Origin of the sequence: Variovorax sp. 38R, assembly GCF_014843395.1 — a bacterium.
GTDB classification, from domain to species: Bacteria; Pseudomonadota; Gammaproteobacteria; order Burkholderiales; family Burkholderiaceae_C; genus Variovorax; species Variovorax paradoxus_H.
Genome location: NZ_CP062121.1, coordinates 5,826,560 through 5,839,155 on the forward strand (window position 1 = coordinate 5,826,560; position 12,596 = coordinate 5,839,155).

Annotated in this window: 13 protein-coding genes and 1 riboswitch; of the genes, 7 read left to right on the plus strand and 6 right to left on the minus strand. The window is 68.6% G+C overall.

Translation table 11 applies throughout. From position 1 onward, the window contains the following. Window positions 1–112 precede the first annotated feature (112 nt). Together IG196_RS27015 and IG196_RS27020 are read right to left on the minus strand one after the other, a co-directional pair. The gene (locus IG196_RS27015) at window positions 113–1,363 is read right to left on the minus strand and encodes a S1C family serine protease (RefSeq protein ID WP_192193768.1); all 1,251 of its coding nucleotides are present in this window, start codon (window positions 1,361–1,363) and stop codon (window positions 113–115) included. Continuing rightward, the gene (locus IG196_RS27020; protein WP_192193769.1) at window positions 1,360–1,944 is read right to left on the minus strand and encodes a hypothetical protein; all 585 of its coding nucleotides are present in this window, start codon (window positions 1,942–1,944) and stop codon (window positions 1,360–1,362) included. Before IG196_RS27020 ends, IG196_RS27015 begins: the two co-directional genes overlap by 4 nt. Before the next feature lie 187 nt (window positions 1,945–2,131). On the opposite strand from IG196_RS27020, the gene IG196_RS27025 reads away from it, so the two are divergent. Next, the gene (locus IG196_RS27025) at window positions 2,132–3,100 is read left to right on the plus strand and encodes a 23S rRNA (adenine(2030)-N(6))-methyltransferase RlmJ (protein WP_192193770.1); all 969 of its coding nucleotides are present in this window, start codon (window positions 2,132–2,134) and stop codon (window positions 3,098–3,100) included. Between the two features lie 10 nt (window positions 3,101–3,110). Here IG196_RS27025 and IG196_RS27030 read toward each other — a convergent pair whose 3' ends face one another. The 4 genes from IG196_RS27030 to ahcY are packed head-to-tail and all read right to left on the minus strand — an operon-like array spanning window position 3,111 to window position 6,914. Further along, the gene (locus tag IG196_RS27030) at window positions 3,111–3,743 is read right to left on the minus strand and encodes a septal ring lytic transglycosylase RlpA family protein (protein ID WP_192193771.1); all 633 of its coding nucleotides are present in this window, start codon (window positions 3,741–3,743) and stop codon (window positions 3,111–3,113) included. A 53-nt stretch (window positions 3,744–3,796) separates the two neighbouring features. Continuing rightward, window positions 3,797–4,621 carry a methylenetetrahydrofolate reductase [NAD(P)H] gene (gene metF, locus IG196_RS27035; protein WP_192193772.1) on the minus strand — a complete coding sequence of 275 codons (825 nt, stop codon included), beginning with the start codon at window positions 4,619–4,621 and terminating at the stop codon, window positions 3,797–3,799. A gap of 10 nt (window positions 4,622–4,631) precedes the next feature. Further along, entirely contained in the window at window positions 4,632–5,468 is an 837-nt protein-coding gene (locus IG196_RS27040) for a TlyA family RNA methyltransferase (RefSeq protein ID WP_192193773.1), read from the minus strand. 6 nt (window positions 5,469–5,474) lie between these two features. Next, window positions 5,475–6,914: an adenosylhomocysteinase gene (ahcY, locus tag IG196_RS27045; RefSeq protein WP_192193774.1), complete on the minus strand. Its 1,440-nt coding sequence runs from the start codon at window positions 6,912–6,914 to the stop codon at window positions 5,475–5,477. Between the two features lie 65 nt (window positions 6,915–6,979). Beyond that, window positions 6,980–7,048, minus strand: a riboswitch (S-adenosyl-L-homocysteine riboswitch). Between the two features lie 241 nt (window positions 7,049–7,289). Between ahcY and phaP the strand changes: the two genes are divergently transcribed. From phaP to IG196_RS27075, 6 genes are all read left to right on the plus strand, one after another. Then, window positions 7,290–7,787: a TIGR01841 family phasin gene (gene phaP / locus IG196_RS27050; protein WP_192193775.1), complete on the plus strand. Its 498-nt coding sequence runs from the start codon at window positions 7,290–7,292 to the stop codon at window positions 7,785–7,787. 22 nt (window positions 7,788–7,809) lie between these two features. Continuing rightward, a complete protein-coding gene (locus IG196_RS27055; RefSeq protein ID WP_192193776.1) occupies window positions 7,810–8,739 on the plus strand; it encodes an alpha/beta fold hydrolase in 930 nt (309 codons plus the stop codon). A 41-nt stretch (window positions 8,740–8,780) separates the two neighbouring features. Continuing rightward, window positions 8,781–9,218 carry a hypothetical protein gene (locus IG196_RS27060; protein WP_192193777.1) on the plus strand — a complete coding sequence of 146 codons (438 nt, stop codon included), beginning with the start codon at window positions 8,781–8,783 and terminating at the stop codon, window positions 9,216–9,218. Continuing rightward, window positions 9,215–10,270 carry an alpha/beta fold hydrolase gene (locus IG196_RS27065; RefSeq protein ID WP_192193778.1) on the plus strand — a complete coding sequence of 352 codons (1,056 nt, stop codon included), beginning with the start codon at window positions 9,215–9,217 and terminating at the stop codon, window positions 10,268–10,270. The genes IG196_RS27060 and IG196_RS27065 overlap by 4 nt, the downstream gene beginning before the upstream one ends. Before the next feature lie 19 nt (window positions 10,271–10,289). Then, window positions 10,290–10,889 (plus strand): GNAT family N-acetyltransferase, encoded by a 600-nt coding sequence (locus IG196_RS27070; protein WP_192193779.1) that lies wholly within the window; start codon window positions 10,290–10,292, stop codon window positions 10,887–10,889. A gap of 76 nt (window positions 10,890–10,965) precedes the next feature. Then, window positions 10,966–12,594, plus strand: coding sequence for a peptide chain release factor 3 (locus IG196_RS27075; protein ID WP_153281938.1), 1,629 nt, complete (start codon window positions 10,966–10,968; stop codon window positions 12,592–12,594). Window positions 12,595–12,596: the final 2 nt, after the last annotated feature.

Here is a 12,596-nt window from a genome sequence, read left to right on the forward strand (position 1 = left end):
CCCAGTGATGAGCAGGTAAACATGCCTTCGCCGCGGGGCTACAAAAACGCTGCGAAGCCCGCGATTATATGAAGAAATGGGCAAACGGCCAATTTCCGGGCTTCGGGAGGCCTCAACGCTGGATGCGGACGAGTTCCAGGGTCTCGCTGGTCACGGCGGCATAACCGCGTCGGTACATGGCCTCGAAGTTGACGATCCGCCTCAGGTCGGGGCTATACAAGACGGTTGCCTTGAACGGCGTGCCCACGGGTGAAGCGCCGGTGCCATAAGAGACGTAGATCCAGCCGTCATAGCTGATACGTACCACATTGAGCTCCACACCATCCACGCGCGCCGTGTGTTCGGCGCCCACCGAGGCGTTGAGTTCATGCCGCAGCCGATCGTCTGTGGTGGCCACATAGTCCAGGTGCCAGCGCATCCCCGGCTGGAGGTCATCCTTCGGCGCCCAGCCGCCCGGCGGTGATGCGCTGTCGAACAAACCGCCGGCCGCCGACGTGAGGGTCACCACCTGCCCATTGGCCTTCTCGACCCGGCTGCCGGCGTTGAACGACACCTCGTCGCCCTGGACCCGGTCCACCCGGTAGATCACCGGCGTGCGATTGCCCGTCAGCCGGTCGGTGCGCACGTATTCGAGCGCGTCACCGGCGCGCAGCGGCTCCGCCAGCGCCACGCCGACGCGGCGGCGGGCAGCGCCTTCGGGTTCGTTGGCCCGTGCCGCCAGCTGCGCCTGGGCGCGGGCCGGCAGTTCCGCCAGGAACTCGGCCGGCATCGCGAAATTCAGGTTGCCGCCGTCGCGGGCGGCAAAAGTGGTGATGCCCAGCAGGCGACCTTCACTGTCGAACAGCCCGCCGCCGCTCGACCCGGGGGCGATGGCGGCCGTGGTCTGCAGCAGCCGGGCCTCGCCGTCGCCGCCGCGCAAGCCCGACAACAGGCCTTCGCTCAGCGTGTTTTCCAGCCCGCGCGGGTTGCCGATGGCGTACACGCGCTGGCCGACGCGCGCACCGCCCGCTGGCGCCATCGCCACCGGCGGGGCCGTGAAGTTGGCGACCTTGATCTGGCACAGGTCGCGCCCCGGGTCCGGGTACTCGAGCGTGGCGCCGTAGGTGACGTTGTCGCGCTTGACCACGAAATTGCTGGCCTTGGCCAGCACGTGGCAGTTGGTGACGAGGCGACCGGGTGCGATCACCACGGCGCTGCCGGCGCGCAGCGGGCGCTCCTGCGCGTCGAAGGTGCGCACGGCCCAGACGCTGCCCGACAGCTTGGCGAACAGGGCGTCGGGCTCCAGCGCGGCGGCGTGGCCGGCGGCCAGCAAGGCACCCGCGGCACACAGCCACGGCGCGGGGTTCGTCCAGATCGGCTTCACGGCTTGGCAGGCAGCAGGCCGCGCAGGTCGTCCATCGAGACCCGGGCGTCGGGCGCAGCGGACGGCGCGGCTGGCGCGGGACGCGCTGGAGCGGCCGGTGCGACCGCCACGGGAGGAGGAGGCGGAGGCGCCACCGCGGCCGGCGCGGGAGCGGGCCCGGGCACAGGCGCCGCGGCCGTCTTCGGCGCCGGCGCGGCCGCCAGCTCAGTCGTGCCGATCTTCATGCCGACCGTCGCCTCGTCGCCGGTCTGCGCGGTGCGGTCGAAACTGCGCACCTCGCCGAAGATCAGCCGGATCCAGCTCGGGTAGTTGAAGCCCGCCCCGGTGCCGGTGTCGATCGCCACGCCGATCAGGCCGCCGATCATCACGTTGCCGACCAGGCCCACGTTGACGCGCGAAATCGCCTGGCCGCGGGCCGGCGGCAGGCCGGCCTGGGTGCATTCGATGCTCAGGTTCTCGCCCGAGCGCCGCACCGGCAGGGTCTGGCCGGAGCGCACCACGGCATCATTGCGGTCGTTGGAGACCTGGCAGCGGGCGCCGTCGACGACCTTGCCCTCGGGCGACAGGGTCTCGAACTTCACGTTCTGGGTCGTCCCGTGCGTGACCGAGGCGCAGCCCGTCAAAATAGACAAAACGCCCGCGCCGACGCACAGGCCCCAAAATCGCCATCCGGCTCCTCGCATTTGCTGCCCCTCGTTGTGTTTTGTAAATCAATGTAGCGCCGCGCGAGTCTAGCGCTCCCCTTTTCACTTTTTCAGGCCTCATTCCATGTTCAGTTACCGCCACGCGTTCCATGCCGGCAACCACGCCGACGTGCTCAAGCACACGGTCCTGATTGCCACCCTCGACCACCTGCTTGAAAAAGACGCCGCGCTGACCGTCGTCGACACCCACGCCGGCGCCGGCCTGTACCGGCTCGACGGCGACTACGCCGGCACCAGCGGCGAAGCGGCCGACGGCGTGCTGCGCTTCTTCCCCGAGGCGACCAAAGCGGCCGCCACGCCTGCGCCAGGCGCTCCGGCCGCGAAATCGGCTGGCAAGAAAGCGGCAGCGCCCGCTGAAGAAAAGCCGGTCGCCGAAGCCATCGCGCGCTACCTCAGCGTGATCCACGACTTCAACCCCAAGGGCGGCGCCCGCGTCTACCCCGGCTCGCCGTTCATCGTGCAGCACCTGCTGCGCGACCACGACAAGCTCAAGCTGTTCGAGCTGCACCCGACCGATTCGCGCACGCTCGGCGCCAACATCGCGCAGCTCGAAGCCGGCCGGCAGATCGCCGTGTTGACCGAAGACGGCTTCGGCAGCGCCACCAAGTTCCTGCCGCCGCCTTCGCGCCGCGCGCTGGTGCTGATGGACCCGAGCTACGAAATGAAGACCGACTACGGCCGCGTGCTCGACTTCGCGGCCGAGGCGCTCAAGCGCTTCGCCACGGGCACCTATGCCGTCTGGTACCCGATCATTCCGCGCCCCGAGGCGCACGACCTGCCGCGCCGCCTCAAGACGATGGCAACCAAGGCCGGCAAGCCGTGGCTGCACGCCACGCTGACCGTCAAGTCGAGCAAGATCACGAAGGACGCCGCCTCGGGCGAAACACAGCGCCCAGGTCTGCCGGCGAGCGGGATGTTCCTGATCAACCCGCCCTACACGCTGAAGCCGCTGCTGGCCGAGGCGCTGCCGCAGCTGGCCGAACGCCTGGCCCAAGACCGCAACGCCGCCTACTCGCTCGAGAGCGGCGGCTAAGGCAGGCCGCTCAGCGGCGCTTGCGCGGCGGCACGACCGCCCGCTTGCGCGCAGGTGCCGGCGCACGAACGCGTGCGGTCGGCGCCTCCGGTGCAGCCTGCAGGTCGTCGGCCGCCACGGCTTCGCCACCGCAGCGCATGCCTTCGCGGTCGATGACCGACAGCGCCACCTGCTTGATGCCCATGCTCGTGAGGCCGATGCGGTCGGCCGCGGCGCGGCTCAGGTCGATGATGCGGCCCGGCGTGAAGGGCCCGCGGTCGTTGACGCGCACCAGCACCTCGCTGCCGTTGACCAGGCTGCGCACGCACACGCGCGTGTTGAAGGGCAGCGTCTTGTGGGCCGCTGTCATGGCGCCCATGTCGAAGCGCTCGCCGTTGGCGGTCTTGCGCTGATGAAACTGGATCCCGTACCACGAGGCGCCGCCGCGCTCGAAGATCTCGCGCGGCTCATCGCCGGGCACGCCATCGTCGAGCGACTCGCCGGTGCCCGACACCGCGAGGTCGTAGCGCACCGACGGCACGGCCGAGCGCGGGGCGGCACCGGGCGGCACGGCCAGGCCGCGTCCGAGCGGCTGCAGCCGCTTGCCGGACGCCGCCGGTGTGACGGCGGTGTCCGCATCCTTGTCCTGCGTGGCAGGCGGCATGGTGCAACCTGCGAGCACGCAGGAGACCGCGACGGCGACCGCGCGCAGCCCTCTCAATCCAGGCGCTCCAGGATGGCCAGCGTGGCCGCCGACTGGTTCATCGTGTAGAAGTGGATCGCGGGTGCGCCACCCTCTTGCAGGCGCGCGCACAGGTCGGTCACCACGTCCAGGCCGAAGGCCTTGATCGAGGCCGTGTCGTCGCCGAAGCCCTGCAGCCGCAGGCGAATCCAGCGCGGAATCTCGGCGCCGCAGGCGTCCGAGAAACGCATGAGCTGCGTCGAACTCGTGATGGGCATGATGCCCGGCACGATCGGCGTGTCGAGCCCCAGCTTGCGCGCGTCGTCGACGAAGCGGAAGTAGGCCTCGGGGCTGAAGAAATACTGCGTGATGGCCGAGTCGGCCCCCGCCTTCATCTTGGTGGCGAAGGCCTGCAGGTCGGCTTCGGGCGAGCGCGCCTGCGGATGAATCTCGGGGTAGCAGGCCACCTCGATGTGGAAGTCGCGGCCGGTCTCTTCGCGGATGAAGGCGACCAGGTCGCTCGCGTACTGGAACTCGCCACCGATGCCGTAGCCGCTGGGCAGGTCGCCGCGCAGTGCGACGAGGCGCTTCACGCCCATGGCCTTCAGCTCGGCCAGCTGCTCGCGCACCGTGGCGCGCGTGGCGCCGATGCACGAGAAGTGGCTGGCGGCATCCACGCCCTCGGCCAGGATCTCCTGCACCGCACCGAAGGTGCCCTGGTGCGTGGAGCCGCCCGCGCCGTAGGTGACCGAGCAGAACTGCGGCTTGCGCACATAGAGCTGCTGGCGCACGGCGCGCAGCTTGACCGCGCCTTCGGGCGTCTTGGTCGGGAAGAATTCGAAACTCAGCGGAAGGCGCACCTGCGTCTCCTTAGGAACCGTCGCCGGCCTTGGCAGCACGAACGGCGTGAATGAAAAACTCGCGGTTGCCGTCGCCCCCGGCGATCGGGCTCTCGAACCAGCGCAGCACCTTCAGATCGAGCGCCGCGCAGGCGTCGTGCAGGCGCTTCTCGACCACCGCGTACATCGCTTCGTCGCGCACGATGCCGCCCTTGCCAACCTGGCCGGGCTGCAGTTCGAACTGCGGCTTGACCAGCATCAGCAACTGGCCGTCGTCGGACAGGAACTGCACCACGGCCGGCAGCACCAGCGTGAGCGAGATGAACGACAGGTCGCCGACGATGAGGTCGAAGCGCGGCTCGGGCGGGGCTTCGACCACTTCGGCGACCTCGCCCACTTCGGCGTCTTCGTCATCGCCCTCGTCCACCTGCAGATCGGCCGGCGACAACGCCCGCGCATTGACGCCTTCGATGGCGACCACGCGTTCGTCTTCGCGCATGCGCGGATGCAGCTGCCCGTGGCCCACATCGATGCCCACCACCTTGGCGGCACCGTGCTGCAACAGGCAGTCGGTGAAGCCGCCGGTCGACTGGCCCACGTCCAGGCACAGCTTGCCCGTCGGGTCCACGCCGCTGACCGCCAGCGCACCTTCGAGCTTGAGGCCGCCGCGCGACACGTAGCGTGCCTCGGCGGCGTCGGCGAGCTCGAGCTCGGCCGACTCGGGCACTTCGTCCTTGTTCTTGACGACATTTCGCCACGCGTCGCTCGTGCCCGCATCACGCCAGCGCATGCCGCCGGCGATGAGCCGGACGGCTTGCGAACGCGACGCGGCCATGCCGCGTTCTACCAACAGTTGATCAGCGCGCATGGACGCTTAATAGCGGTACGTGTCGGGCTTGTACGGGCCGTTCTTGCTCACGCCGATGTAGGCGGCTTGCGCGTCGGTCAGCTCGGTGAGCATGGCGCCGACCTTCTTCAGGTGCAGGCGCGCGACCTTCTCGTCCAGGTGCTTGGGCAGCACGTAGACCTTGCCCACCTGGTACGCGTCGGGCTTGGTGAACAGCTCGATCTGGGCGATGGTCTGGTTGGCGAACGACGACGACATCACGAAGCTCGGGTGGCCCGTGCCGCAGCCCAGGTTCACGAGGCGGCCCTTGGCCAGCAGGATGATCTTCTTGCCGTCCGGAAAGGTGATGTGGTCGACCTGCGGCTTGATTTCTTCCCACTCGTACTTCTCGATCGACGCGACATCGATCTCGTTGTCGAAGTGGCCGATGTTGCAGACGATGGCCTGGTCCTTCATCTTCGCCATCGTGTCGTGCGTGATGACGTCCTTGTTGCCGGTGGTGGTCACGAAGATGTCGGCCTTGTCGGCGGCGTACTCCATGGTCACGACCTTGTAGCCTTCCATCGCGGCCTGCAGGGCGTTGATCGGGTCGATTTCAGTCACCCACACCTGGGCGCTCAGGGCGCGCAGGGCCTGGGCCGAGCCCTTGCCCACGTCGCCGTAGCCGGCCACGCAGGCCACCTTGCCGGCGATCATCACGTCGGTCGCGCGCTTGATGCCGTCGACCAGCGATTCGCGGCAACCGTACAGGTTGTCGAACTTGCTCTTGGTGACCGAGTCGTTCACGTTGATGGCGCGGAACAGCAGCGTGCCCTTGGCGCTCATCTCGTTCAGGCGGTGCACGCCGGTGGTCGTCTCTTCGGTCACGCCGATGATTTCAGCGGACTTGCGGGTGTACCAGGTGTCGTCCACGGCCAGCTTGGCCTTGATGGCGGCGTAAAGAATGCGTTCTTCTTCGCTGGTCGGATTGGCGAGCACGCCCAGATCCTTCTCGGCGCGCTGGCCCAGGTGCATGAGCAACGTGGCGTCGCCGCCGTCGTCCAGGATCATGTTCGGGCCTTCGCCCTTCGAACCCTTGGGGCCGAAGTCGAAGATGGCGTGGGTGTAGTCCCAGTAGTCGGTCAGCGACTCGCCCTTGATGGCGAACACCGGCGTGCCGGCGGCGGCAATGGCGGCGGCGGCGTGGTCCTGCGTCGAGAAGATGTTGCACGAGGCCCAGCGCACTTCGGCGCCCAGGGCTTGCAGCGTCTCGATGAGCACGGCCGTCTGGATGGTCATGTGCAGCGAGCCCGTGATGCGCGCGCCCTTGAGCGCCTGGCCCTTCGAGAACTCTTCACGGATGGCCATGAGGCCGGGCATCTCGGTTTCGGCGATGCGGATTTCCTTGCGGCCCCAGGCGGCAAGGGACAGGTCGGCAATCGCCTGGTCGGCGGTCGAGACGGGGGTGGGCTTGAGTACAGCGCTCATGAGAACTCCAAAACTGGTTTGAAAGATGCCACTGCGTACGGGGAAGAAAAACTCACCGCGAGAACAGCGGATGAGCGTGGTTGCGATGTGGTCCGAGCCTCACGCCTGACGGCGCTGCAACGCTCCTCGGAGCGCCGGATTGTAGTCGCGGCCGTTCCGCCCGCCAATCGACCGGGGCATCCCACATCACGGAAAGCGCGGGCGGCTTCAGCGTCGCATGGGCCACCTCGGGAAACTCCGCAGGCAAATCCGCGCTTCGACCGCCCTCGGCCGCGCCGGCCCGGCGTATCGTGGCGGCGGGCCCCGGCCGCCCGGCCGCTGCCTGCATCCACCCGTTCGATTGTTTTCATCACCCGACACAGGAGATTCCGCACCATGGCCACTGCCAAGAAAGCCGCCGCGAACAAAACCACCGCCAGCAGCGCCGGCGCAAAGCAGGCGGCGCCGTCCGCCGCGGACATGCTCGATCCGATGAAGAACCTCAAGGGCATGGCCGAGCGCCTGCAGAACCTGAACCTCACCGGCGGCGCCGGCAAGCTGCTCGACAGCGGCCGCAAGGACCTGCAGGCGCTGATGCAGGCCAACGAGAAGTCCTACCAGGGCCTGCAGACCGTGGTGCAGCGACAGACCGAGATGATCAAGACGGCCATCGGCGAATGGCAGACCGCCGCCAAGGCGATGCCGGGCAAGGACCCGAAGGAAAACCTGGCCAAGCTCGACGAGCTGGGCCGCCAGTCGTTCCAGCGCGCCGTCGACGACATCAAGGAACTGGCCACCCTGGCCGCCAAGTCGCAGGCCGATGCCTTCGACGTGGTGCGCCAGCGCATCCAGGCCAACGTGGACGAGGTCACGAAGCTGCTGCAGCGCAAGTAACGCAACGAAAACCGCGGGCCACATGACCGCCGTCCCACCCCGCACCGAACGGCGCACCCGCGCCAACGGCATCGACCTGGCCTGGGACAGCTTCGGCGACCCCGAGGCGCCGCCGCTGCTGCTGGTCATGGGCCTCGGCGCCCAGATGGTCGCCTGGGACGACGCGTTCTGCGCCGGCCTGGCGCAGGCCGGCGGCCACCACGTGATCCGCTTCGACAACCGCGACATCGGCCACTCCACGCACCTGCCGCACGCCGGCGTGCCCGACATCCAGGCGCTGATGCTGCAGGCCATGGCGGGCCGGCCGCTGCAGGTGCCCTACACGCTGCGCGACATGGCCGACGACTGCGCCGGGCTGCTCGACGCGCTGGGCATCGCGCGCGCCCACATCGTGGGTGCGTCGATGGGCGGCGCCATCGGGCAGGAGATGGCCATCCACCACCCGGAGCGGATGCGTTCGCTCACCAGCATCATGTCGAGCACCGGCGACCCGGCCCTGCCGCCGCCCACGCCCGAGGCGCTGGCGGTGCTGTTCGCGCCCACGCCCACCAGCTTCGAGGCCTACCTGCCGCACCACGCCAAGGTGTGGCGCGTGCTGCGCGGGCCCGACGCTTTTCCGCTCGACGAGGCACGCGATGCCGGGCGTGCGCAGCTCGCCTTTCTGCGCGGCCTCAACCCGGGCGGCGTGGCGCGGCAGTTGGCGGCGGTGTTCGCGTCGGGCAACCGCAAGCCGGCGCTGCGCGCGGTGCAGGTGCCCACGCTGGTGATCCACGGCGACGTCGATCCGCTGGTGCCCGTGGCCTGCGGCATCGACGTGGCCGAGGCCATTCCCGGCGCGAAGCTGCTGCGCATTCCGCGCATGGGGCACGCGCTGCCGATGTCGATGTGGCCGCAGATCACCGAGGCCATCGTGGCGCACACCGCGCAGGCGGCGCGACGCGACGATCACTGAAGAAAAAGAGACAACGACAAACCCAGACGGAGGTGTTTTTCATGAGCCAATTTCCGTCCCTCGATCCCATGGCGATGTGGCGCGAGCTCACGGCGCAGTGGGAAAAAAGCACCAACGAATTCGCCAACGAAACCATGGCGTCGGACCCGTTCCGACAGGGCATGCACGGCGGCATGAACGCCTCGCTCACCGCGCAGAAGGCGCTGGGCGACCTGATGGCGCGCTACCTGACGCTGCTGAACCTGCCGACGCGCGGCGACCTGCAGGCATTGGGCGAGCAGCTGCACCGCATCGACGACCACCTGGCGGGCATCCGCCGCGCGCTGGAAGGCGGGGCCGGCCCCGCAGCGCGGACCGCCGATGCCGCCACTGCACCGCCCCGGCCACGTCGCACCAAGCAGCCGCCCGCGGCGGCGCCGGTCACACCTGTTAAAGCTGCCGCCCCGAAAAAACGCCCCGCCGGAAAGCGCCGCCCATGAGCGCGCTGCCCGACATCCGCGGCGAGATCGAGCGCACGATCCAGCGCAACATCAAGGGGCTGGACTTCCTCACCTCGACCGCGCCCGCCGTCGGCCTCACGCCCAAGGACGAGATCCACCGGCGCGGCACGCTGAGCCTGTACCACTACCGCCCGATGGTCGACGAGATCTACCGCGTGCCGGTGCTGATGGTGATGGCCACCACCAACCGCGCCTACATCTTCGACCTCGCGCCGGGCCAGAGCATGGTCGAGTACCTGCTGCTCAAGGGCTACGACGTCTACGTGATGGACTGGAACGCGCCGCGCCCCGACGAGAAGCGCCTGCGCATCGAAGACTACGTGCTCGACTTCATTCCCGACTCGATCCGCCGCGTGCAGGAAGACTCGGGCGAAGAAGACGTCACCCTCGCCGGCTACTGCATGGGCGGCGTGCTTTCCACGCTGTACGCGGCGCTGCATCCCGATGGTCCGATGAAGAACCTGGCGCTCTTCACCACGCCGATCGACTTCAGCCGCATGACGCTGTTCCATGCGTGGTCCGATCGGCGGTACTTCGACGTCGACCGCCTCATCGACACCGTCGGCAACGTGCCGCCCGAGATGCTGTTCGCCTCCTTCGACATGCTGCGCCCCGCCGGGCGCGGCGCCGGGCTGGTGCAGCTGTGGGACAACATGGCCAACGACGAGTTCGTCAAGTCGTACCGCATGTTCGACCGCTGGGGCGCCGAGATGCTGCCGCTGGCCGGCGAGTACTTCCGCCAGACCGTGAAAGAGCTCATGTGGGACAACAAGCTGCACAAGGGCGAGCTGGTGCTCGGCGGGCGCAAGGTGCTGCTGAAGAACATCACCGTGCCGGTGCTGCACGCGCTGGCGCAGCACGACCACATCGTGCCCTACGAGGCGGGGCAGCCGCTGATCGCCGGCATCGGCTCCACCGACAAGGAAGAGGTGGTGCTCAAGGGCGGCCACGTCAGCCTGGCGGCCGGCACCAACGCCGTGCGGCGGCTGTGGCCCAAGCTCGACGAGTGGCTGGGCGTGCGCTCCATCTGACGAACACAACCCTCACCTCATGCCCATGACCGCCTCTTCTTCCCGCACCTACCCGCGCACCGTCGCCCACGCGGACGGCGACATCGCCCTGCGCCTCATGACCGGCGCCGACGCGCCCGCCGTGCTGGCCTTCGCGCAGGCGCTGCCGGCGCACGACCTGCTCTTTCTGCCGCGCGACATCACCGAGCCCAAGGTGATGGCCGCCTGGGTCCGCGCCATCGAGCGCGGCGACATCGACAGCGTGCTCGCCGTGCGCGACGGCGCCGTGCTGGGCTGCGCCGCCGTCATCCGCGACCCGCACTCGTGGTCGGGCCACGTCGCCGAGCTGCGCGTGCTGGCCTCACCCACGCTGCGCGGCGGCGGCCTGGGCCAGCAGCTGGCGCAGGAAGGCTGCGCGCTGGCCTTTGCGCACGGACACGAAAAGATCGTCGCCCAGATGACCGTCGACCAGCGCGGCGCCATCGCCGTCTTCCAGGCCCTGGGCTTCCGGCCCGAGGCCCTGCTGACGCGGCACGTGAAAGATCGCGAGGGCAAGGCGCACGACCTCGTGGTGCTGAGCCAGGACGCGGCGCAGGTCGAGGCGCAGATGCGGGCGTACGGGGTGACGGAGGCGTTTTAGGCCCATCGGCGGGGGATTGAGGGGGTTGGCGGGGCGGCCTCCTAAAATCGGGGGATTCCCCTGCAGATTGCCCACCTTGTCTTTTCTTGCCGAAACCCGCCGCCGTCGCACCTTCGCGATCATTTCCCACCCTGACGCCGGCAAGACCACGCTGACCGAAAAACTGCTGCTGTTCTCGGGCGCGATCCAGATCGCCGGCTCGGTGAAGGCCCGCAAGGCCTCGCGCCACGCCACCTCCGACTGGATGGAAATCGAGAAGCAGCGCGGCATCTCGGTGGCCTCGTCGGTGATGCAGATGGTGTACCGCGAGCACGTGATCAACCTGCTCGACACCCCTGGCCACAAGGACTTCTCGGAAGACACCTACCGCGTGCTCACCGCCGTCGACTCGGCGCTGATGGTGATCGACGCGGCCAACGGCGTGGAAGCGCAGACGCGCCGGCTGATCGAGGTCTGCCGCCAGCGCGACACGCCCATCATCACCTTCGTCAACAAGATGGACCGGGAAGTGCGCGAGCCGCTGGACATCCTGGACGAGGTGGAGCGCGAACTCGGCATGCCCTGCGTGCCCATGACCTGGCCCGTGGGCCAGGGCAAGAGCTTCCGCGGCATCATGAACCTGCGCACGCAGGCGATGACGGTGTTCGAGTCGGGCAGCGAGCGGCTGCCGCACGACTTCGAGACCATCCCGCTGAGCGAGCGCGACACGCTGACGAAGCGCTTCGGCGCCGACTTCGAGCACGCCATGGAAAGCATGGAGCTCGCCACCGGCGCCTCCCCCACCTGGGACCGCGAGGCCTTCCTGGCGGGCAAGCAGACGCCCGTGTTCTTCGGCTCGGGCGTGAACAACTTTGGCGTGATGGAAGTGCTCGACGCGCTGGTCGACCTGGCGCCGCAACCGCAGTCGCGCACCAGCACCACGCTGGTCAACCGCCAGCCGGTGGTGAAAGAGATCCAGCCCGAGGACAAGGACTTCGCAGGCGTGGTCTTCAAGGTGCAGGCCAACATGGACGCCAACCACCGCGACCGCATCGCCTTCGTGCGCATGGCCTCGGGCAAGTACACGCCGGGCATGAAGCTCAAGGTGCAGCGCACGTCGAAGGAGCTGCGCCCCACCAGCGTCGTGACCTTCATGAGCCAGCGCCGCGAAGCGGTCGAAGAGGCCTACGCCGGCGACATCGTGGGCTTCACCACGCACGGCGGCGTGCAGCTGGGCGACACCATCACCGACGGTGCGAACCTGCAATTCACCGGGCTGCCCTTCTTCGCGCCCGAGCTGTTCATGACCGTGATCCTGAAGAACCCGCTGCGCACCAAGCAGCTGCAGCAGGGCCTGGCCCAGCTCGGCGAAGAAGGCGCGATCCAGGTCTTCCGCCCCGAGGTCGGCGGCCCGATGCTGCTGGGCGCGGTCGGCCAGCTGCAGTTCGAAGTGGTGCAGCACCGCCTGAAGGCCGAGTACGACGCCGATGTGCGGCTCGAAGGTTGCCAGTACACGGGCGCGCGCTGGATCACGGCCGACACCCCGGCCGAGCTGCGCGAGTTCGTCCACGCGTACCCGGTGCGCATGGCCAAGGACGCGGCCGACACGCTGGCCTTCCTGTGCACCTCGCCCTACGACGTGCGGCTGGCGCAGGAGCGTTTTCCGAAGATCCACTTCCATCCGCTGCGCGAGCACGCGGGGCTGGCGCTGCAGAGCGCGGGCTGATC